Source organism: Streptomyces sp. NRRL F-5755 (assembly GCF_001279365.1).
GTDB lineage: Bacteria > Actinomycetota > Actinomycetes > Streptomycetales > Streptomycetaceae > Streptomyces > Streptomyces rimosus.
In genome coordinates, this window is the sequence record NZ_LGCW01000040.1 from 1 (window position 1) to 21,497 (window position 21,497).

16 protein-coding genes are annotated in these 21,497 nt (G+C 70.3%); 10 read left to right on the forward strand and 6 right to left on the reverse strand.

The genetic code is table 11. From position 1 onward, the window contains the following. Positions 1-186: 186 nt before the first annotated feature. From ADK86_RS07110 to metG, 5 genes are all read left to right on the forward strand, one after another. Positions 187-1,596 (forward strand): VWA domain-containing protein, encoded by a 1,410-nt coding sequence (locus ADK86_RS07110; protein ID WP_053695811.1) that lies wholly within the window; start codon positions 187-189, stop codon positions 1,594-1,596. Between the two features lie 237 nt (positions 1,597-1,833). Next, on the forward strand, positions 1,834-2,547 hold the full coding sequence (locus tag ADK86_RS07115; RefSeq protein WP_159393791.1) for a hypothetical protein: 714 nt from the start codon (positions 1,834-1,836) through the stop codon (positions 2,545-2,547). 116 nt (positions 2,548-2,663) lie between these two features. Continuing rightward, positions 2,664-4,193 carry an MFS transporter gene (locus ADK86_RS07120; RefSeq protein ID WP_078951890.1) on the forward strand — a complete coding sequence of 510 codons (1,530 nt, stop codon included), beginning with the start codon at positions 2,664-2,666 and terminating at the stop codon, positions 4,191-4,193. A gap of 120 nt (positions 4,194-4,313) precedes the next feature. Then, positions 4,314-5,057, forward strand: coding sequence for a class I SAM-dependent methyltransferase (locus ADK86_RS07125; protein WP_053695821.1), 744 nt, complete (start codon positions 4,314-4,316; stop codon positions 5,055-5,057). Between the two features lie 135 nt (positions 5,058-5,192). Then, complete coding sequence (gene metG, locus ADK86_RS07130; RefSeq protein WP_053695813.1) at positions 5,193-6,902, forward strand: methionine--tRNA ligase; 1,710 nt, start codon at positions 5,193-5,195, stop codon at positions 6,900-6,902. Between the two features lie 61 nt (positions 6,903-6,963). On the opposite strand, the gene ADK86_RS07135 is transcribed toward metG, so the two are convergent. The 3 genes from ADK86_RS07135 to aspS form a co-directional block, all read right to left on the reverse strand. Beyond that, positions 6,964-7,536 (reverse strand): Uma2 family endonuclease, encoded by a 573-nt coding sequence (locus ADK86_RS07135; RefSeq protein ID WP_234345744.1) that lies wholly within the window; start codon positions 7,534-7,536, stop codon positions 6,964-6,966. Positions 7,537-7,645: 109 nt separating this feature from the next. Continuing rightward, complete coding sequence (locus ADK86_RS07140) at positions 7,646-8,233, reverse strand: Uma2 family endonuclease (protein ID WP_053695822.1); 588 nt, start codon at positions 8,231-8,233, stop codon at positions 7,646-7,648. Positions 8,234-8,385: 152 nt separating this feature from the next. Beyond that, positions 8,386-10,149 (reverse strand): aspartate--tRNA ligase, encoded by a 1,764-nt coding sequence (aspS, locus tag ADK86_RS07145; protein ID WP_053695814.1) that lies wholly within the window; start codon positions 10,147-10,149, stop codon positions 8,386-8,388. 179 nt (positions 10,150-10,328) lie between these two features. Between aspS and ADK86_RS07150 the strand changes: the two genes are divergently transcribed. After that, positions 10,329-12,560 carry an ATP-binding SpoIIE family protein phosphatase gene (locus tag ADK86_RS07150; protein ID WP_030589931.1) on the forward strand — a complete coding sequence of 744 codons (2,232 nt, stop codon included), beginning with the start codon at positions 10,329-10,331 and terminating at the stop codon, positions 12,558-12,560. On the opposite strand, the gene ADK86_RS07155 is transcribed toward ADK86_RS07150, so the two are convergent. The 3 genes from ADK86_RS07155 to ADK86_RS07165 all read right to left on the reverse strand — a co-directional run bounded on the left by ADK86_RS07155 (position 12,473) and on the right by ADK86_RS07165 (position 15,289). Beyond that, positions 12,473-13,609, reverse strand: coding sequence for an AI-2E family transporter (locus ADK86_RS07155; RefSeq protein ID WP_053695815.1), 1,137 nt, complete (start codon positions 13,607-13,609; stop codon positions 12,473-12,475). The genes ADK86_RS07150 and ADK86_RS07155 overlap by 88 nt on opposite strands. 91 nt (positions 13,610-13,700) lie before the next feature. Next, positions 13,701-14,657, reverse strand: coding sequence for a pirin family protein (locus ADK86_RS07160; protein ID WP_053695816.1), 957 nt, complete (start codon positions 14,655-14,657; stop codon positions 13,701-13,703). Positions 14,658-14,818: 161 nt separating this feature from the next. After that, positions 14,819-15,289 carry an SseB family protein gene (locus ADK86_RS07165; protein WP_003980379.1) on the reverse strand — a complete coding sequence of 157 codons (471 nt, stop codon included), beginning with the start codon at positions 15,287-15,289 and terminating at the stop codon, positions 14,819-14,821. A gap of 103 nt (positions 15,290-15,392) precedes the next feature. Here ADK86_RS07165 and ADK86_RS07170 point away from each other — a divergent pair, with 103 nt between their 5' ends. The 4 genes from ADK86_RS07170 (at position 15,393) to ADK86_RS07185 (ending at position 21,402) form a co-directional block, all read left to right on the forward strand. After that, positions 15,393-15,839 (forward strand): hypothetical protein, encoded by a 447-nt coding sequence (locus ADK86_RS07170; RefSeq protein WP_159393792.1) that lies wholly within the window; start codon positions 15,393-15,395, stop codon positions 15,837-15,839. A 221-nt stretch (positions 15,840-16,060) separates the two neighbouring features. Continuing rightward, positions 16,061-17,887 (forward strand): acyl-CoA dehydrogenase, encoded by a 1,827-nt coding sequence (locus ADK86_RS07175; RefSeq protein WP_003980377.1) that lies wholly within the window; start codon positions 16,061-16,063, stop codon positions 17,885-17,887. A gap of 292 nt (positions 17,888-18,179) precedes the next feature. Next, a complete protein-coding gene (locus ADK86_RS07180) occupies positions 18,180-19,475 on the forward strand; it encodes a M18 family aminopeptidase (protein ID WP_053695818.1) in 1,296 nt (431 codons plus the stop codon). A gap of 1 nt (position 19,476) precedes the next feature. Beyond that, positions 19,477-21,402 carry an AfsR/SARP family transcriptional regulator gene (locus ADK86_RS07185; RefSeq protein WP_053695819.1) on the forward strand — a complete coding sequence of 642 codons (1,926 nt, stop codon included), beginning with the start codon at positions 19,477-19,479 and terminating at the stop codon, positions 21,400-21,402. The last annotated feature ends 95 nt before the right edge of the window (positions 21,403-21,497 follow it).

Genomic DNA, 21,497 nt, shown 5'->3' on the forward strand with positions numbered 1-21,497 from the left:
GACCAACACCCCGCCCCCACACCACCCCGAATCACAAAACACCCAAACGGGGCGTGCCGCGAGACGCGCGGGGTCCCACGATGGGACCGGGCCAGACGGCTACCCTTACGTGTCCGGCCTGGTCAGGGACATGTCCGCGCTTCTCGGACATTCGCCGCACCGCACACACGCTAGAGAGGTTCGCCGATGGGCATTCGGAGTCTGCTGCGCAACGCTTTCGGTCGCTCCAAGGCGGCCCGCGAGGAATCGAACGAGGCGGCGGGCGGCACTCGGACGCCGGAAGCGGCCACCATCCCGGAGGCCCGCGAAGAGGCCACCCCGGAGCCCGCCGCCCCCCGCGACCCCGCCGTCCCCACCGCCCGCACCGCCCCCACCGACACCCCATCCGCTTCCGTCCCCACCCAGGCCACCACCCCGGATGCCGCCTCCTCCCCCAAGGACTCGGCGTCCGACCTCGTCTCCCAGGCGTTCGACAATCCGAAGGTGTCGGATAGGGCGGAGGCGGCTGCGGAGGCCGAGCCTGAGGTTGGTGTGACCAAGGCGGAGCCGAAGTCCACGGCCGTGGCCGAGCCGGAGCCGGAGGCCAAGGCTGTGGTCGAGCCCGAGCCGGAACCGGAAGCTACGACCGTGGCCGAGCCCAAGCCGGAACCCAAGGCGGAAGCCGAGGCCCCGGCGGAGCCGGAAGCTGCGGTGGTGGCCGCCCCAGAGCCGGAAGCCGTGGCCGCGGCCGCCCCGAAGCCGGAACCGGAAGTTACGGCCGAGGCGGCCCCGAAGGCCCCGAAGCCGGAAACCGAACCCGCCGACAAGGCCACCGCCGAACCGACGGAAACCACCCCCCAGCCGGACGCCGTACCTGAAGCACCCGCTTCCCCCGCTCCCCCCACCTCCCTCACCAAAATCGAGTCCCAGGCCCCCGGCCTCGTCAGCCTCTACAAGGCGGCCCGGGTCTCCCTCGAAAAGCAGGGGCTGGCCACTCAGCGCGCGGCCGTCTACCTCGTGCTCGACCGCTCCGGCTCGATGCGCAACTACTACAAGGACGGCACGGTCCAGCACCTCGCCGAACAGGCCCTGGGCCTCTCCGCCAACCTCGACGACGACGGCACCGTGCCGGTGGTCTTCTTCTCCACCGACGTCGACGGCACCGCCGAACTCGACCTGGCCAACTACGAGGGCCGCATCGAGGAACTGCACGCGGGCCTCGGCCACATGGGCCGTACGAACTACCACTGGGCCATCAACGCCGTCGTCGAGCACTACGAGAAGTCCGGCGCGACCGACCCCGCCTTCGTCATCTTCCAGACCGACGGCGCCCCCACCTCCAAGCCGGCCGCCGAGAAGGCCCTCTGCGAGGCCGCGAAGCTGCCCATCTTCTGGCAGTTCGTCGGCTTCGGCGACCCGGACGCCAAGGGCTTCGACTTCCTCCGCAAGCTGGACGAGCTGGCCGTACCGGAAAAGCGCGTCATCGACAACGCGGGCTTCTTCCACGCCGGCCGCGACCCCCGCTCCCTCGCCGACGCGGACCTCTACCAGCAGCTCATGACCGAGTTCCCCACCTGGCTCACCGAGGCCCGCAAGTCCGGCATCCTCCCCGCCTGACCCCCGACATCCCCGGCACTCCACAGCTCCAACCACCGGCCGCGGCCGGGCCACTTCGGCCCGCCGCGGCCGACGCGTCAGCCCGGCCCTGAACGACGAAATGAGATACAGATGAGCATGCCGCCCCAGCCACCGTCCCCCGGGCCCGGCTACGGTGGTGCGCCCCAGCAGCCTTACGGACAGCCGCAACCGCCTGCCCAGCCGCATCCCCAGCCGCCGTACGGCATACAGCCGGGCATGCAGCCCGCGCCTCAGGCCGGTGTTCCCTATGGGCAGCACCCGCCCGCGCCCGGTTACGCGGGAGGCTGGAACGGCATGCCGCCCATACCCCCACCGCCCCGCAAGAGCAACACCGGCAAGGTGCTGGGAATTGTCGGTGGTGTGGTCGGGATCGTGGTCGTCGGGTCGATCGTGGCAGTGATGACGTCGGGGGCTGCCGATTCCGGACCGAAGTACAAGACCACAGTGCCGAAAACGCTCGTCGGCGGGGAGTACACCCTCACGAAGGACCTGAGCTCCACGGCGAATGCCCAGGTACCGCACAACGGATCGTACGCGCGCAACATGACAACGGTGGGCGGGCAATACGCCGCCGGTTCCAAAGCATTGGTGATGCTGTCGATGTACGGGTCCATCAGCGACCCGCAGGAAGCCGTCAAGCAGACGATTCACGGAATGCAGAGCGGGGGCGCCGAACTCGCCGTCCCGAAGAGCGAGGAACGGCCCAATGGCACCAAAGAGCCCGTGTACTGCGGGGTCCTTGTGAAGTCGCAGATGGGACAGAAGCTCACGGTGCCGTTCTGTACGTGGGCGGACGCGAGTACGTCCGGGAATGTGCTGGAGACGGACGCGGAGCGGCTCTCTCCCGACCCCTTCTCGGTGGATCTGGAGGCACTCGCGAAGAAGACAGACCAGATTCGCCGCGAGATCAGGGTTCCGATCGGGCAATAAGCGGACCGCAGCCGGCCGACGCGCGAGGGCGCGGGGCGGCGCCTACGCTGGATTGAGGCTGCGGCGCTCCTCGGCGGGCGACCGCCGACCGTTGACCACGGCGAAGGCAGGTCCTCATGAGCCAGAGCCAGAGTCGGACGCAGGGGCGTACGGAAGCTGCGGGGGAGCCTGATCCTCGGCGGTGGTGGGGGCTCGTTGTTATCGCGTTGGCGCAGCTGATGGTTGTGTTGGATGCGACGATCGTGAATATCGCCCTGCCGTCCGCGCAGCGGGAGCTGCATATGTCGGACGCCAACCGGCAGTGGGTCATCACTGCGTACACGCTCGCGTTCGGTGGGTTGTTGCTGCTGGGTGGGCGGATTGCCGACCTGGTGGGGCGGAAGCGGGCGTTCGTCACCGGGCTGGTGGGGTTTGCGGTCGCTTCGGCACTGGGTGGTGCGGCCACCGGGCAGGGGATGCTGTTCGGGGCGCGGGCTCTGCAGGGTGCTTTCGGGGCTCTGCTGGCGCCTGCCGCGCTGTCGTTGCTGACGACGACATTCACGGACGGGAAGGAACGCGGGAAGGCGTTCGGGATCTACGGCGCCATCGCGGGCGGCGGGTCGGCCATCGGGCTGATAGCGGGCGGCCTGCTGACCGAGTATCTGGACTGGCGTTGGTGTCTGTACGTGAACGTGCCGATCGCCCTTATCGCGATAGCCGGCGCCTGGGTGTTTCTGCATGATCGTCGCGGGCACGGCGGGGCGGCGAGGCTGGATGTACCGGGCGTACTCCTCGGGTGCGGTGGGCTGGTCGCCATTGTGTACGGGTGCAGCGAGGCGCAGCCGCGGGGGTGGAACGACGGACTGGTGCTGGGGATGCTGGTGAGCGGGGCCGCGCTGCTGGTGGTTTTCGCGTGGTGGCAGAGCCGGGTCCGGTATCCGCTGCTGCCGCTGCACATCGTGCGGAACCGGAACCGTGCGGGCGCGTTTTTGACCATGGCGCTGGCGGTGATCGCCATGTTCGGGATGTTCTTGTTCATGACGTATTACCTCCAGGTGGTGCTGGGGTATTCACCGGTCAAGACCGGCATGGCGTTTCTGCCGATCACCGCGGCCATCATTGTCGGATCGACGCAGATATCGGCCCGGCTGCTGCACCACATTCCGCCCCGGGTGCTGATGGTGCCGGGTGCCGTACTGGCGGCGGCCGGACTGGCCTGGCTGACGACACTGACGGCCGAGCCCGCTTACGTATCGCATGTGCTGCCGTCGGAGATTCTGGTCGGGCTGGGGATGGGTCTGATCTTCATGCCGGTGATGGCGACGGCGACGGCCGGGGTGGCGCCGCAGGACTCGGGCGTCACGTCGGCGACCGTCAATACGGCTCAGCAGGTGGGTGGTTCGATCGGTACGGCGCTGCTGAACACGATCGCCACGTCGGCGAGCGCGACGTACATCGGGAGCCATCTGGCGAGCGCGGCGCGGGAAGCGGGCGGGCGCCTTACGCCCGCCGCGCGGGACGGGGTCGTGAAGGACGGCGTCGTACACGGATTCACGGTGGCGATCGGCTGGGGTGCGGGGATCATGCTGCTGGCGGCGGTCGTCGCGGGCGTACTGGTGAACGGGAAGGCGCCGAAGCACGGGGAGGGGCAGGGAGCCCCGCAGTAGAGCGAAAGCCCGTGATGGTGGCGGCGGGAGCCCCGCGATCGAGAGGGCCGGAGCCTCATAGTTCCGGGCGAAATGCCCACGCCCCACGCAAGCGCCCCCCACCTCAGTACCCTGGGCCCTGTGTTCTCTCCCCAGGGCCCCACGCTCCGCGAGCTGACCGTGCAGGCCCTCTCCTCCGTGGAGCACGGCTACGACCTGCTGGCACCGAAGTTCGATCACACGCCCTTCCGTACTCCCGACCGGATCCTTGAGGCGACCGGTGAGGCGTTGCGGGGGCGCGGCCCGTCCGGGGGTCTCTTCGAGGCCGGGCTCGACGTCTGCTGCGGTACGGGCGCGGGCATCGGCGTACTGCGGTCGCTGTGCCGGGAGCGGATCGTGGGGGCCGACTTCAGTACGGGGATGCTCGCAGCGGCCCGCCGGACCGTGGCCGCGCCCCCGCGTACGGAACCCGCCGTCACCTACGTCCGCGCCGACGCCCGCGCCCTCCCCTTCACCGCCGCCTTCGACCTCGCCGTCACCTTCGGCGCCCTCGGGCATTTCCTGCCCGCCGAGCGCGCCGCCGTCTTCGCCGGCGTCCACCGGGCCCTGCGGCCGGGCGGAATCTTCGCCTTCCCGATCGCCGCGCCGCCGTCCCCGCGCTCCGCGCTGTACTGGACGCTGCTCGGCTTCGACGCGGTGATGCGCGTACGGAATCTGGTGTGGCGTCCGCCGTTCGTCATGTACTACCGGACTTCGTCGCTGGGGGCCGTACGCGCCGACCTGCGCGCGGCCGGGTTCGCCGTGGAGGTCGTGCCGGTACGGGGAGCCGCCCGCCGTCCGGACGGGAGCCCCGGCTGGGGGCTGGTCGTGGCCCGTAAGCCCTGATCACCTCGCCGGAACGATCAAGGGACGTACGGGACGCGGAAAACCGGGCGCGGTGGCCGTACACCGGTCCAGTACGATATTGACGTTCCGTAGAACAAAACCTCACTCACCGTAGCGACTTGGGAGCAGCCGGCAATGGCTCGACACCTCATCACCAGCGCCCTTCCGTACATCAACGGGATCAAGCACCTGGGCAACATGGTGGGGTCCATGCTCCCGGCCGACGTGTACGCGCGCTATATGCGCCAGCGCGGGCACGATGTGCTCTACATCTGCGCGACGGACGAGCACGGCACGCCCGCCGAGCTGGCCGCAAAGGACGCCGGCCAGTCGGTCGCCGCGTTCTGCGCCGAGCAGCACGACGCGCAGAAGGCCATCTACGACGGCTTCCACCTGCGATTCGACCACTTCGGCCGCAGTTCCTCGCAGCAGAACGTGGAGCTGACCCAGCACTTCGCGCGCAAGCTCCACGAGAACGGCTTCATCGAGGAGCGGGCCATTCGCCAGGTCTTCTCGATCGCCGACGACCGCTTCCTGCCGGACCGCTACATCGTGGGCACCTGCCCGCACTGCGGTTACGACAAGGCCCGCGGCGACCAGTGCGAGAACTGCACCCGCGTCCTGGACCCGACCGACCTGATCGACGCCCGTTCGGCGATCAGCGGCAGCAGCGACCTGGAGGTGCGCGAGACCAAGCACCTCTTCCTGCTCCAGTCCAAGCTCCAGGGCGAGGTCGAGAAGTTCATCGACGAGACGGGCGACGAGTGGCCGACGCTGGCCTCCTCCATCGCCCGCAAGTGGCTGACCGAGGGCCTGCACGACCGCGCGATCACCCGTGACCTGGACTGGGGCGTGCCGGTGCCGGGCGATGTGTGGCCGGAGCTGGCCGCCGAGGGCAAGGTCTTCTACGTGTGGTTCGACGCGCCGATCGAGTACATCGGCTCGACGAAGGAGTGGGCGGACGCGGACCCGGCCAACCGCGACTGGAAGTCGTGGTGGTACGAGGCCGACGATGTGCGCTACACGGAGTTCATGGCCAAGGACAACGTCCCGTTCCACTCGGTGATGTTCCCGGCCACCCAGCTCGGCACCCGCGAGCCCTGGAAGAAGGTCGACTTCCTCAAGGCGTTCAACTGGCTGACGTACTACGGCGGCAAGTTCTCCACCTCGCAGCGGCGCGGCATCTTCACCGACGCGGCGCTGGAGCTGCTGCCCGCCGACTACTGGCGCTACTTCCTGATGGCCAATGCGCCCGAGTCCGACGACACGTCCTTCACCTGGGAACTCTTCTCCTCCTCGGTCAACAAGGACCTGGCCGACACCCTCGGCAACTTCGTCAACCGGGTGCTGTCCTTCTCCCGCAAGCGCTTCGGTGACGAGGTGCCGGCGGGCGCCGCGGCCGGGGAGGCCGAGCGGAAGCTCGGCGAGCAGATCGCCGAGCTGCTGGCGGAGTACGAGAGCCACATGGAGGCCCTCCAGTTCCGCAAGGCGGCCGCGGCCCTGCGGGCGCTGTGGAGCGCCGGCAACTCCTACCTGGAGGAGAAGGCCCCCTGGCTGGAGATCAAGACCGACCAGGAAGCGGCGGCGCTGACGCTGCGGACCGCGATGAACCTGATCCACCTGTACGCGATCGTCTCGGAGCCCTTCATCCCGGCCGCCGCGAAGGCCATGCGCGGCGCGTTCGCCCTGGACGGCGACACGGCCGCCTGGGTCACGGCGGACGAGGCCCGCGCACTGTCCTCGGTCCCGGCCGGCACGTCGTTCACCGTGCCGCCGGTCCTCTTCGCGAAGATCACGGAAGACGACCTGGAGTCGTACCGGGAGCGGTTCGGGGCGGCGGAGTAAGCCCGCGGACGACGTACGGCGAGGGGCCCGGAACCGTGCATCGGTTGCGGGCCCTTCAGCGTCAGGGGGACGCGCCTACGCGGACGTAGTCCCGGTACCGCCGTACGGGTGCCAGCCCGCCGTCCGTACGGTGAAATTCATCGGTTCCGGCATGGGAATCTCCTGGCCGAAGAATGCCCTTCACGGTCTCGACGTAGTGGCGGCCGTCGAGCTGGAGCAGGTGCCAGGTGGCGTCGTTCGGGTCCACGATCAAGTAGACGGGGATGCCCGCCTGCGCATAGCGCTCCCGCTTTTCGTCCCAGTCGCGCCGGATGGCCGTACGAGTCGTGGAGACCGTCTCGACGACTGCGAGGACGATCTGCGCGGGCCAGTCGGCCTCGTTGTCGGCCGGGCAGTCAGCAGACCGGATGACGACGGCATCGGCCCGCGGCCGGTAGTCGTCGGCCACCAGCAGCCCTCGCTCGTTCCATGCCTCGAAAGGCGCCGGGGTGTGACGTACGAAGGTGCGTCCGGGGAGATCGTGGAAGTGACCAGGGTTCGCCTGCACGACAATTTCGCCGTCGAGCAGTTCGGCACGCAGACCGCCTGGCACGTCCAGTTCGCGCCACATCTTGATGAGTGCGTGGCTGTCCACCGGAGGTCCTTTCAACACACCGTCCACTACCAGGCCGGCATAGGACGCCACGACAGGCGAGGGGCCCGGAACCGTGCCTCACGGCCCGGCCCCTCGCCGATCCGGTGCCTCAGTGCACCCAGCCCTTCAGCGGCTCGGTGTCCAGGTCGATGCCCACCGGGTCCGGCAGGGTGATCACCTTGCCGAACGGCACCGTCTGGAGCATCTCGTAGCGTCCGCCGTCGGGCTGTGAGTGCACCTTGACCTCGCAGGTGTCCCGGTCGATCAGCAGGTACACCGGAATGCCGGTCTCGGCGTACGCCTTGGGCTTCTCCTCGCGGTCCCGGCGATTGGTGTCGTAGTCACGGGAAGTGACCTCGACGGCCATGAGCACTCCCTCGGCATCCGCCCACTCACCCTGGCCGACGAAGGCATCGCTCGGTGCGAGGCATCCGTCGGGGCGGGCATTGCCCTTGCGGTACGTCTCGACCCGCAGGCCCTGATCCGGATGCAGCCACCAGTCGACATCGGCCTGGATACACAGGCGTGTCAGCCACTGGATGATCCGCCCGTGATCGCCGTCCGGCAACGCCTTTTCCCCGATCTTCCCGTTGATTCGTTCCAAACGCAGCGACTCGTCCACGCGCACACCGAGGCGAGCCAGCTCCTCGAACTGCTCCTGGCTCAGGACACTCGCGTGCTCTTCGACGACGCCCACGTCGGTCTCCTCCGGGATCGGTGGTGCCTTCCACCGTACGTCTTCCCGATACACCACGACCGGACTCTCCGCGAGCTGCGTCATGCCCGGACCCTGACACGCAAAAGGACCCGCGATCATAGGATCGCGGGCCCTTCACACGTACGAACGAACTACTTCACCTGCGGCTTACGGATCGACAGGTGCAGCTCCTTCAGCCGGGACTCGTCGACCTCCGTCGGCGCGCCCATGAGCAGGTCCTGGGCGTTGCCGTTGAGGGGGAAGGCGATGGTTTCGCGGATGTTGGGCTCGTCGGCGAGGAGCATGACGATGCGGTCCACGCCGGGGGCGATGCCGCCGTGCGGCGGGGCGCCGAACTTGAAGGCGCGGAGCATGCCGCCGAACTCGGCCTCGACGGTCTCCTTGTCGTAGCCGGCGATGGCGAACGCCTTGTACATGACCTCCGGCTCGTGGTTGCGGATGGCGCCGGAGGACAGCTCGACGCCGTTGCAGACGATGTCGTACTGCCAGGCCAGGATGTCCAGCGGGTCCTTGGTCTCCAGCGCTTCCAGGCCGCCCTGCGGCATGGAGAACGGGTTGTGGGAGAACTCGATCTTGCCGGTGTCCTCGTCCTTCTCGAACATCGGGAAGTCGACGATCCAGCAGAAGCGGAACTCGTCCTCGACGAAGTGGCCGGTGCGCTTGGCGGCCTCGACGCGGACCGCGCCCATGATCTTGGAGACCTCGTCGAACTCGCCGGCGCCGAAGAAGACCGCCGACCCGGGCTTCAGGTCCAGGGCCTCGACCAGGGCCTTCACGTCGTCCTCGGTGAGGAACTTGGCGATCGGACCGGTGAGGGTGTTCTCCTCGCCGACGCGGACCCAGGCCAGGCCCTTCGCGCCCTGCTGGACGGCGAAGTCACCCATCTGGTCGAAGAACTTGCGCGGCTGGTCGGCGGTGTCCGGCACGGCCAGGGCGCGGACGTGCTTGTCGGCGAACGCCTTGAAGCCGGAGCCGGCGAAGACGGACGAGACGTCGACGAGCTCCAGCTCGGCGCGCAGGTCCGGCTTGTCGGAGCCGTACTTGAGCATCGACTCGCGGAACGGGATGCGCGGGAACGGCGAGGTGACCGTACGGCCGTTGCCGAATTCGGTGAACAGCTCGGTCATCAGCTGCTCGATCGGGCCGAAGACGTCCTCCTGCTCGACGAAGCTCATCTCGACGTCGAGCTGGTAGAACTCGCCCGGCGAGCGGTCCGCGCGGGCGTCCTCGTCGCGGAAGCAGGGCGCGATCTGGAAGTACCGGTCGAAGCCCGCGATCATCAGCAGCTGCTTGAACTGCTGCGGGGCCTGCGGCAGCGCGTAGAACTTGCCGGCGTGCAGGCGGGACGGGACGAGGAAGTCGCGGGCGCCCTCGGGGGAGGTCGCGGACAGGATCGGCGTCGCCATCTCGTTGAAGCCGAGCGCGGTCATCTTGTGCCGGATGGCGGAGATGACGGCGGTGCGCAGCATCAGGTTGCGGTGCATCCGCTCGCGGCGCAGGTCCAGGAAGCGGTATTCGAGGCGCTTCTCCTCGTTGACCCCGTCCTCGGCGTTGATCGTGAAGGGGATCTGCTCGGCGGCGCCGAGCACCTCCACCTCGGTGACCTCGACCTCGATCTCGCCGGTGGGCAGCTCGGGGTTGACGTTGTCCGCGCCGCGCGCGCTGACCTTGCCGTCGATACGGACGACGGTCTCCTTGGTCAGGGAGGACAGCGCCTCGTTGGCGGGGGTGCCGGGGCGGGCGACGAGCTGGACCAGACCGTAGTGGTCGCGCAGATCGATGAAGAGGATGCCGCCCAGGTCACGTCGATTGTGCAGCCAGCCGCTGAGGCGGACGTCGGTGTCGACGTCCGCGGCTCGGAGCTCGCCACAGTTATGGGACCGGTACCGATGCATCGCTCATCCAAGTCGTCGCAAGTTGGAGGGTGAGTTTCCTGTAACCGCTCCAGGTTACCGGTCACCCCCAGCCTTCCGTTTGACATGCCCGCGCCAAGATGGCCATGCGAAGATAGAGGCATCCGCCGCGGTACCCACCGCGCTGGTCGGCTCCCGTCAAACCCACCTAAAGTGATGCAATGCGCACCAAGGACCTCCTGGCCGCCACCGCGACCGGCCTGTGGCGCTGGGACAACGTCTCGGGACAGGTGACCCTCGACGCCGAGACCGCCCGGCTGCTGGGGCTGCCCGCGGAGCCCGTCGAGCTGTCCGAGGCGGCGGTGCGCTCCCACCTCCACCCGGCCGACTTCGCCGAGATCACCGGCATCGTCAACCTCGCCGTCAGCGAGAGCACCATCGCCGAGGCCCGGCTGCGCGTGATGGACAGCGAGGGCCGGGTGCTGCGCATCGTGCGCAGCCGCTCCCGCGCCTTCCTGCGCAGCGAGACCGACCACACGGACTACGAGCTGGTCGGCACGGTCCAGGAGATCCCCGAGACGCAGCCCGGCACCGCCTCCCCGCACGCCCCGGTCACCGGCGACTGGCGCCGCTCCCGCGAGGCGTTCCTGCTGGACGCGGGGCGCGCGCTGGCCGAGGCGCACTCCACGGCCGAGGTGCTGCGGGTCGCCGCCGGCCTGTCCATGCCCGGCTTCAGCCCGGACGGCCTGGCGGTCTTCGGCATCGAGGGCGACCGGATCTCCGTCATCGGCCACCACGGACACCAGCAGGGCGACATCGAGCCCTTCGTCGACATGCCGCTGGACACCGAGTACCCGGCTGCCGAGGTGGTGCGGACCGGCCGCGCCATCTACCTGCCCACCCCCGAGTCCTACCGCCGCCGCTACCCCGCCACCTGGCCGCTGGCCGAGCCCTTCAACCGCACGTCCTGGGCCTTTCTGCCGCTGGTCAGCGCGGGCCGCACGATCGGCGCCTGGATGGCGGCCTTCGGCACGCCGGTCGCCTTCACACCCGACGAGCGCGCGGTGCTGACCACCGTCGCCCGGATGCTCGCCCAGGCGCTCGCCCGGGCCGGCGACCAGGAGTCGCGGCGCGAGCTGACCGACGGCCTCCAGCGCAGCATGATGCCGACCGTGCAGCCGGACATCCCGGGCATGACGGTGGCGGCGCGGTACGTACCCACCGGCGGCGGGCTGGAGGTCGGCGGCGACTGGTACGACATGATCACGCTGCCGTCCGGCCGGATCGCGCTGGTCATCGGCGACGTACAGGGCCATGACGTACGGGCGGCGGGCCTGATGGGGCAGCTGCGGATCGCCCTGCGCGCCTACGCCTCCGAGGGCCACCACCCGGACGCGGTGCTCTCCCGCGCCTCCCGCTTCCTGTCCGGGATCAACGACACCGAGTTCGGCGGCGAGGACCCGCGCTTCGCCACCTGCCTGTACATCGAGGTGGACCCGGCCACCGGCCTGCTGGACATCGCGCGGGCCGGACACCCCGACCCGACCATCCGGATGGCCGACGGCACCGTGCTCGTCCGGCCCACCGCGGGCGGCCTGCCGCTGGGCATCGTGCCGGACACCGACTACCCCACCACCCGGCTCGTCCTGGAGCCCGGCGAGACGATGCTGGTCTGTACGGACGGGCTGATCGAGACCGGCGGGCACGACCTGGAGTCCGGCTGGGCGCGGCTGCGGCACGTGATCGAGACATACGGGGCCGAGGACGTGCACGGGGAGCCCACCGAGACGGTGGTGGCGCCGGCCCTGGAGGACGCCGCGGGCCTGGAGCGGCTGGCCGACGCCCTCGTACAGGCCGTGCACGGCCCGTCCTCGTACCACACCACCGGCCCGTTCGTGGACCGGCGCGAGGACGACATAGCGATGCTGCTGCTGTGCCGCGAGGGCGGCAGCTGCGGGGTGGGCAGCGGCGGCGCGGCGACGCACCAGCCGGTACGCCGTACGGTGCTCACCGTGCGGCAGTCCGAGCCCGAGCGGATAGCGGAGGCGCGCCGCCAGGTGCGCGACGTGCTGCACGACTGGGCCGACGAGGACCAGGTGGACTCCGCCGTCCTGATGGTCTCCGAGATGGTCACCAACGTCCTGATGCACACGGACGGCGACGCGCTGCTGGTCGCGGAGATCACCGGGGTGCCGGGACAGCGCCGTATCCGGGTCGACGTGGCGGACGGCAGCGACGAGCTGCCGCACCGCCGCACCCCGGGCGAGCTGGCGTCCTCGGGGCGCGGCCTGGTGCTGATGGAGCTGCTGGCCGGCGCGTGGGGCGTGGACCCGCGCGGCGACGGCAAGTCGACGTGGTTCGAGCTCTACGAGGACGCGGCAGACGGCGCCGAGCCGTCGCTGCCGGACCTGGACGCCTTCTCCGACGACTCGCTGCCCGAGCCCGCGGCGTAGTGCCGGCGCAGCTCCGAGAGCACGCCGAAGGCCGCCGCGGTCAGCGGTACGGACAGCAGCATGCCCATCACTCCGGCGACGCTGGCGCCCGCGGTGATCGCCAGCATCACGATCGCCGGGTGCATCTGGACCGTACGGCTCTGCACGATCGGCTGGAGGATGTGGCCCTCCAGGAAGAACACCACCAGGACGATGCCCAGCGTCCACAGGGCGATGGCCGGGCCGCGGTCGTCGGCGAACGCGACCAGCACGGCCACCGAGCCGGACAGGAAGGAGCCCAGGTACGGGATGTAGGCGCCGACGAAGACCAGCGCGCCCAGACCGATCGCGCCGGGCACCTGGAGGATCAGCAGGCCGATGGTGATGCCGAGGGCGTCGATCAGCGCGATCAGCGTCGTACCGCGCATGAAGCCCTCGATGGCCTGGAAGCCGCGGCGGGCCATCTGTTCCAGCCCCGGCCCCGAATCGCCGGGCGCCCAGTCGTGCAGCGCGCGCACGGCCTTGCCGGAGTCGCGCAGGAAGAAGAAGGTCAGGAACAGGGCCAGCACGGAGGCGGCGAGTGTGGCCGCGACGACGCCGACGCCTTCCAGCAGGCCGCTGGCCGCGGTGCCGCCGAACTTCCCTATGAACGGCTTCGCGTTCGAGACGATGTCGTCCAGTGACGTGCCCGCGGCGCCGAAGTGCCGGGACACCTCCTTGGCGGCGTCCTTGAGCGAGGCGAGGATCTGGTCGCCGGTGTCGATCAGCGCGCTGACGACGATGTAGCCCGCGCCGCCGACCACCACGACCAGCAGCGCGCAGGTCAGCCCGGCAGCCAGCGACTGGTTGAGTTTCATCGCCACCAGCCGCCGGTAGACCGGCCCGAGCAGCGCGCTGCCGAGCAGCGCCAGCAGCACGGGGGTGACGGCGGCGCTCAGCAGCACACACAGCCAGACGCCGACGGCCACCACGGCGGCGACGAGCAGTCCCACTCCGCACCAGGCCGCGGCGCGGCGGGCGGCGACCGGGAGGAGCGGCTGACGGTCCGGGGATCTCAGATCGTTTCGCACCCTGCCAGTGGATCACGGGGCCGCCCGTACGTGACGGCATTCCGCGGGGAGCGGATGCGCTCCCCGCGGGTCACCGGCAGGCCGCCCCGGCTCAGTGGCCCTCGGCCGGCACCGTCCCCAGCCGTCCCGCCTGGAAGTCCTCGAATGCCTGGGCCAGTTCGGCGTGGGTGTTCATCACGAACGGGCCGTAGTGCATCATCGGCTCGCGGATCGGCTTGCCGCCCAGGAGGACGACCTCCAGGTTGGGGCTGCGGGACTCCTGGGTGGCGTCCGCCCGGATGGTCAGCGAGTCGCCGCCGGGGCCGAACACCACGGACTGGCCCATACGGAACGGGCGCCCGACCGGTCCGGCGGTGCCGCGTCCGGCCAGCCCGTACGCCAGCGCGTTGAAGTCCGAGCGCCACGGGATGGTCACCTCGGCACCCGGGTTGACCGACACGTGCATCATCGTGATCGGTGTGTGGGTGATGCCGGGCCCCTGGTGACCGTCGATGTCGCCGGCGATCAGCCGCAGCAGCGCGCCGCCGTCCGCCGACGTCAGCAGCTTGACCTGGCCGCCACTGATGTCCTGGTAGCGGGGCGCCATCATCTTGTCCTTCTTGGGAAGGTTCACCCACAGCTGGAGGCCGTGGAAGAGCCCGCCGGTCATGACCAGCTCCTCCGGCGGCGCCTCGATGTGCAGCAGGCCGGAGCCGGCCGTCATCCACTGGGTGTCGCCGTCGTTGATCACGCCACCGCCGCCGTGCGAGTCGCGGTGGATGAAGCTGCCGTCGATCAGGTACGTGACGGTCTCGAAGCCGCGGTGCGGGTGCCAGGGGGTGCCCTTGGGCTCGCCCGGCGCGTACTCCACCTCGCCCATCTGGTCCATCATGATAAACGGGTCCAGGTACTGGTAGTCGATGCCGGCGAAGGCACGGCGTACCGGGAAGCCCTCCCCCTCGAAGCCGCTGGGCGCGGTGGCGACCGCGAGCACGGCGCGCGGCCGGGCCCCGGCGGGCGCCGCCACACGCGGCAGGGTCAGCGGATTCTCTACGGTCACTGCGGGCATGACGGCCTCCTCGGTCGTTCAGCTTTCAATTTAGTTGAAGCCTGAACAACTAGCAAGGCAGCCGGCATTCCCCGCCGGTCTCCGGCTGGAAGTAATCGTTCCGGCGGCGCGGAAGCGCAAAAAGCGGCGGCACCCTCCGGTGCCGCCGCCAGTAACGCGCCTCAGCCGTACATCCGCCGCATCGCGAAGTCGACCATCTGCTCCACCGACTTGGCGTCGAAGACCATCCGGTGATCGCCCTCCATGTCCAGGACGAAGCCGTAGCCGGTCGGGAGCAGGTCCAGGACCTCGGCGCCTGTGATCACGAAGTACTTGGACTCCTTGCCCGCGTACCGGCGCAGCTCCTTGAGCGAGGTGAACATCGGGATGACCGGCTGCTGGGTGTTGTGCAGCGCCAGGAAGCCGGGGTTGTCGCCGCGCGGGCAGTAGACCTTGGACGTGGAGAAGATGCCCTGGAAGTCCTCGGCGGACATCGAGCCGGTGGTGAAGGCACGTACCGCGTCGGCGAGGGAGGGCGGGGACGGCTCGGGGTACAGCGGCTGCTCGCCGTAGCCGCCGGGGGCCGGGTGCTGCGGCGGGGGCGCACCGTACTGCTGCTGCCCGGCGCCCGCGTTCTGGTCGTAGCCGTACATGCCGCACAGCGTACTGAGTCCGCGCCGCCCGCCACGCCGCTACGTTGGAACGGCCAATGAGACCGCCACCAACCGACCGGGGCCGCCACCGATGACCGACCGCGTGACCGACCGTGACCGCCGGAAACCGCGCATCACCCGCGGCGGCGTACTGCTCACCGTCACCGCCCTGACCGCCTGCGGACTGATGCTGTACGGCGCCATCCAGCTCCGGGACTCGGGGGCCGCCTGGTCCCTGACGTACGAGGCCACCTCCACCGGCGGGCCGCCGCGCGCGAGCCGGGTGCTCTACCAGCACGACTCCGCCCCGCACCCGGGCGGCGACCGGCGCGTGGACGAGGCCCGCGACACACGGCTGCCGTGGCGCGAGACGGTCGTCGTGGACGGCGGGAAGGAGGCGCGCCTGGAGGTGACGCCGGCCGGGAACGGCACGGCCTCCTGCCGGCTCCTGCTCGACGGCGAGCGCCAGGTCGCCTCGGGGAAGTCGCCGGGTCCGGGGAAGCCCGCCGTGTGCCGGGTGACCACCAGCGACAGGTCGGGGAAGTGGTAGGACCGGCCGTGAGCATGCCGTAGGACCGTGGGGGTCATGAGCATGCCGTAGGGCGGCCAGGGGTGCGGAGGCGTCCCAGGGACGCTCGTCACAGATGGGCGGTTAGGGGTTGCTTCTTATTACCGACGGGTAGCATCATCGGAGCTACTTGCTGGTATTGCGTTTGAGGTCCCTCGCTTCCAAGCGCTGGGTCTCCTCCCGAACCTTACGGAGCCGTACCCATGGGCCACTACAAGTCGAATCTCCGCGACATCGAGTTCAACCTCTTCGAGGTCCTCGGCCGCGACAGCGTGTACGGCACCGGACCGTTCGCGGAGATGGACGTGGACACCGCCAAGAGCGTGCTGAGCGAGATCGCCCGGCTCTCCGAGAACGAGCTGGCGGACTCCTTCGCCGACACCGACCGCAACCCGCCGGTCTTCGACCCGGACACCAACACCGCGCCGGTGCCCGACACCTTCAAGAAGAGCTACCAGGCGTACATGGACGCCGAGTGGTGGCGCCTGGGCATCCCGGAGGAGATCGGCGGCACCACCGCGCCCCGCTCCCTGCTGTGGGCCTTCGCCGAGACCATCCTGGGCGCCAACCCGGCCATCTGGATGTACGCCTCCGGGCCGGCCTTCGCGGGCGTGCTGCACGACGAGGGCACCGAGGAGCAGCACAAGATCGCGCAGCTGATGGTGGACAAGCAGTGGGGCTCCACCATGGTGCTGACCGAGCCGGACGCGGGCTCGGACGTGGGCGCCGGCCGCACCAAGGCCGTCCAGCAGGAGGACGGCTCCTGGCACATCGAGGGCGTCAAGCGCTTCATCACCTCCGGTGAGCACGACATGTCCGAGAACATCGTGCACTTCGTGCTCGCCCGCCCCGAGGGTGCCGGTCCCGGCACCAAGGGCCTGTCGCTGTTCATCGTGCCGAAGTACGACTTCGACTGGGAGACCGGCGAGCTGGGCGAGCGCAACGGCGTCTACGCCACCAACGTCGAGCACAAGATGGGCCTGAAGGCGTCCAACACGTGCGAGATGACCTTCGGCGCCAACCACCCGGCCAAGGGCTGGCTGCTGGGCGAGAAGCACGACGGCATCCGCCAGATGTTCAAGATCATCGAGTTCGCGCGGATGATGGTCGGCACGAAGGCCATCGCCACCCTCTCCACCGGCTACCTCAACGCGCTGGAGTACGCCAAGGAGCGCGTGCAGGGCCCCGACCTGGCCGCCTTCACCGACAAGACCGCGCCGCGCGTCACCATCACCCACCACCCCGACGTGCGCCGCGCGCTGATGACGCAGAAGGCGTACGCGGAGGGCATGCGCGCCCTGGTGCTCTACACCGCGACCGTCCAGGACGAGATCATCGCCAAGGAGGCCGCGGGCGAGGACGCCTCCGCCGCGACCCGCCTGAACGACCTGCTGCTGCCGATCGTCAAGGGCTACGGCTCGGAGAAGTCCTACGAGCAGCTGGCCCAGTCGCTGCAGACCTTCGGCGGCTCCGGGTACCTCCAGGAGTACCCGATCGAGCAGTACATCCGCGACGCCAAGATCGACACCCTCTACGAGGGCACCACCGCCATCCAGGGCCAGGACTTCTTCTTCCGGAAGATCGTCCGCGACCAGGGCCAGGCGCTGACCGCCCTCTCCGAGGAGATCAAGAAGTTCCTCGCGGAGGCCGTCGGCGGCGCGGAGCTGGAGGCCGCCCGCGGCGAGCTGGCCAAGGCCGCCGCCGACCTGGAGGCCATCGTCGGCGCCATGCTGACCGACCTCGCGGCCACCGAGAAGGACGTGAAGTCCATCTACAAGGTCGGCCTGAACACCACCCGCCTGCTGATGGCCTCGGGCGACGTGGTCGTCGGCTACCTGCTCCTGAAGGGCGCGGCGGTCGCCAGCGAAAAGCTGGCGGGTGCCTCCAGCAAGGACAAGCCGTTCTACGAGGGCAAGATCGCGGCGGCGAAGTTCTTCGCGCACAACGTGCTGCCGGGCGTCTCCGTGCAGCGTGGCCTGGCCGAGACCGTCGACCAGTCGCTGATGGAGCTGGACGAGGCCGCGTTCTGAGGAGTCCCGAGGGACGTGGGACGCACTGCGGGCGTTCTAACGACCGGTTAAGCGCCGTCCGGAAACGGACGGTGACCGGGGCGCTCTCACAACGTTCTCAGACAAGCGCGCAAGACTGACGTTGCCCGCCTCCCATCCCCCGGGGAGGCGGGCATCGTCGTGCGAGGGCACCGGAGACCGGCCCCCGGGCCGGGACATCCGGCTGCCCGAAAGGGCACTGAGGTTCCCATACCGTGATGCATGCGGATTCGTATACCAGGGAAGGGCACCCCGCAGTCCTTATGCTGAAACCATGAGCCAATCCCCCCGCTTCGACCGCGGCCACACCGACGACCTGATGTCCTTCCTCGCCGCCTCCCCCTCGCCGTACCACGCGGTGGCCAACGCCGCCGAGCGGCTGGAGAAAGCGGGCTTCCGGCAGGTCGCCGAGACCGACGCCTGGGACGGGGAGAGCGGCGGCAAGTACGTGCTGCGCGGCGGCGCGATCATCGCCTGGTACGTCCCGGAGGGCGCCACCGCCGCCACCCCGTACCGCATCGTCGGCGCCCACACCGACTCGCCCAACCTGCGCGTCAAGCCCATCCCGGACACCGGCCACCGCGGCTGGCGGCAGGTCGCCGTCGAGGTCTACGGCGGCACCCTGCTCAACACCTGGCTCGACCGCGACCTAGGCCTCAGCGGCCGGGTCACGCTGCGCGACGGCAGCACCCGGCTGGTCAACGTGGACCGCGCGCTGATGCGCGTCCCCCAGCTCGCCGTCCACCTGGACCGCTCGGTCAACGCCGACGGCCTCAAACTCGACAAGCAGCGCCACATGACGCCGATCTGGGGCCTGGGCGAGGTGCGCGAGGGCGATCTCATCGCCTTCGTCGAGGAGGAGATCGGTGCGGACGCCGATGACATACGCGGCTGGGACCTGATGCTGCACAGCATCGAACCGCCCGCCTACCTGGGCCGCGACCGCGAGCTGGTCGCCGGGCCGCGGATGGACAACCTGCTGTCCGTACACGCCGGTACGGTCGCGCTGGCGACGGTCGCCACCGCCGACGAGGAGCCCCCGTACATCCCCGTGCTCGCCGCCTTCGACCACGAGGAGAACGGCAGCCAGTCCGACACCGGCGCCGACGGCCCGCTGCTCGGCACGGTGCTGGAACGTTCGGTCTTCGCCCGCGGCGGCACCTACGAGGACCGCGCCCGCGCCTTCGCCGGTACGGTCTGCCTGTCCTCCGACACCGGCCACGCGCTGCACCCCAACTACACCGAGCGGCACGACCCCGGCCACCACCCGCTGCCCAACGGCGGCCCCATCCTGAAGGTCAACGTCAACCAGCGCTACGCCACCGACGGCACCGGCCGCGCCGTCTTCGCCGACGCCTGCGAGCGGGCCGGCGTGCCGTGGCAGTCCTTCGTCTCGAACAACGCCATGCCCTGCGGCACCACCATCGGCCCGATCACCGCCGCGCGGCACGGCATCGCCACCGTCGACATCGGTGTGGCCATCTTGTCCATGCACTCGGCGCGCGAGCTGTGCGGCAGCGAGGACCCGCACATGCTGGCCGGCGCCCTGACGGCCTTCCTGGAGGGCTGAGTTGGACTTCTCCCTGCTGGGCCCGATATCCGTCGCCACCGGCTCCGGTGAGCTGGCGCTCGGGCCCGCCAAGCGGCGCAGTGTGCTGGCGCTGCTGCTCCTGCAGCCCAACACCACCGTCCCGCTGGAGCAGTTGATCGACTCCCTGTGGGAGGACGAACCGCCCGAGCACGCCCGTACGGTCGTGCAGGGCCACGTCTCGCGGCTGCGCGCGACGCTGGCCGGGGGCGGCGCCGAGGCGTACGGCATCGAACTGGCCACCCACGGCTCGGCGTACCTGCTGCGCCTGCCCGAGGAGCTGATCGACGCCCACCGCTTCGGCGAACTGGTCGCGCTGGCCCGCCCGGAGGCGGCCCCGGGCGACGCGGTGCCACTGCTGCGGGAGGCCCTCGGCCTGTGGCGCGGCCCGGCGCTCACCGGCACCGTCACCAGCCCGCCGTTCGCCGCCGCCGCGCACGCGCTGGAGGAACAGCGGCTGACCGCGACCGAGGCCCTGGCACGCGCCCACAGCGCGCTGGGCGAACACGAACAGGCCGCGGCGGTCCTCTACACCGCCGCGGTCAACAACCCGCTCCGGGAAGGCATGGTCGCCGACCTGATGCAGGCGCTGTTCCGTACGGGGCGGCAGTCCGACGCGATGGAGTGGTTCCACCGGACGCGGCGGCTCCTCGACGAGGAACTGGGCGTCGGGCCGGGGGTGCGGCTGAAGGGGGCATACGAGGAGATACTGCGGGCCGAGGAGGCGGGGAGTGCCAGGGGTGCCGGTTCCGGCACTCAGGCCGGTCCCGGTGCTCGGGCCGGTGCCGGTACTACAGGCACGGCCCGTACGGGCGGGGCCACCGCCCCCGTGGACCCCCGCGTACCCGCCCAGGCGGTACGCGGCCCCGCCGCCACGGATGCCCCCTCGGGGCGCTCCTCCGCCCCGCGCCTGCTCCCCCGTCCACCCGCCCGCTTCCTCGGGCGGGAGCAGCAGCTCGCCGCGCTGAGCGCCGTGGTGCGGTCCGCCGTACCCGGCGAGAGCCCGCTCGCCGTCGTCACCGGCCCGGCCGGTGTCGGCAAGACCGCGTGCGCCGTGCAGTGGTCCCACGCACACGCCGAAGCCTTCCCCGACGGGCAGCTCTTCGCCGACCTGCGCGGCTTCAACGAGGGCGCGCCCGCCGAACCGGCCGAGATCCTGCGGGACTTCCTGCTGGCCCTCGGCACACCGCCGGACCGCATCCCCACCTCCGCCCAGTCCGCCTCCGCCCTCTTCCGGTCGGTGGTGGCCGGGCGGCGGCTGCTCGTCGTCCTCGACAACGCGCAGAGCTCCGCGCAGGTACGCCCGCTGCTGCCCGGCGGGGAACACTGCGCGACCGTCGTGACCAGCCGCAGCCGCCTGGACGGGCTGGTCGCCACCGACTGCGCCCGGCCGGTCGCCGTTCAGGCGCTCGGCGCCGCGGAGGGTACGGCGCTGCTCGGCGCGATGCTCGGCGCGGAACGGGTCGCGGACGACCCGGACGCGGCGCGGGAACTGGTCGAACTGTGCGACGGGCTCCCGCTCGCGCTGCGGGCCGCCGCCGCGCAGCTGACGGCCCGCCCGCGCTGGCGGCTGACCCGCCTGGCCGCCGCGCTGCGCGACGAACGGCGGCGGCTGGCCCTGCTGTCCGCCGAGGACACCGGCGTCGCGGCCGCCCTGCGGATGTCCGTGGCCCGCCTCTCGGCCGACGACGCCCGGCTGCTCAGCGCCCTCGCCGCCAACGCCGACGGCCACCTGAACGCGTCCGTCGTGGCCTCCCTGGCCGGCTCCGCCCCGGAGGACATCCAGGACGGCCTGGACCGCCTCACCGAAATGCACCTGGTCGACGAGGAGTCCACCGATGTCTACACGATCAGCACGCTGACGCAGTTGTTCGCCCGGGACGAGGGGGCGGGGGGCGGAGGGCGCTGACGGGGGCTGAGCGGCGCGCTGTAAGTACGTGAGGCGCCACGTACTCCCAGCGCGCCGCTCGGCCGCTACGGCCCCGCCCCCCCCCGCGGCGACCC

What these genes read in the sequence shown, in the direction of transcription:
- ADK86_RS07110 (WP_053695811.1), top strand. Translation starts at nt 187, where the DNA reads ATGGGCATTCGGAGTCTGCTGCGCAACGCTTTCGGTCGCTCCAAGGCG.
- ADK86_RS07115 (WP_159393791.1), top strand. Translation starts at nt 1,834, where the DNA reads ATGCAGCCCGCGCCTCAGGCCGGTGTTCCCTATGGGCAGCACCCGCCC.
- ADK86_RS07120 (WP_078951890.1), top strand. Translation starts at nt 2,664, where the DNA reads ATGAGCCAGAGCCAGAGTCGGACGCAGGGGCGTACGGAAGCTGCGGGG.
- metG (WP_053695813.1), top strand. Translation starts at nt 5,193, where the DNA reads ATGGCTCGACACCTCATCACCAGCGCCCTTCCGTACATCAACGGGATC.
- aspS (WP_053695814.1), bottom strand. Translation starts at nt 10,149, where the DNA reads ATGCATCGGTACCGGTCCCATAACTGTGGCGAGCTCCGAGCCGCGGAC.
- ADK86_RS07150 (WP_030589931.1), top strand. Translation starts at nt 10,329, where the DNA reads ATGCGCACCAAGGACCTCCTGGCCGCCACCGCGACCGGCCTGTGGCGC.
- ADK86_RS07160 (WP_053695816.1), bottom strand. Translation starts at nt 14,657, where the DNA reads ATGCCCGCAGTGACCGTAGAGAATCCGCTGACCCTGCCGCGTGTGGCG.
- ADK86_RS07165 (WP_003980379.1), bottom strand. Translation starts at nt 15,289, where the DNA reads ATGTACGGCTACGACCAGAACGCGGGCGCCGGGCAGCAGCAGTACGGT.
- ADK86_RS07175 (WP_003980377.1), top strand. Translation starts at nt 16,061, where the DNA reads ATGGGCCACTACAAGTCGAATCTCCGCGACATCGAGTTCAACCTCTTC.
- ADK86_RS07180 (WP_053695818.1), top strand. Translation starts at nt 18,180, where the DNA reads ATGAGCCAATCCCCCCGCTTCGACCGCGGCCACACCGACGACCTGATG.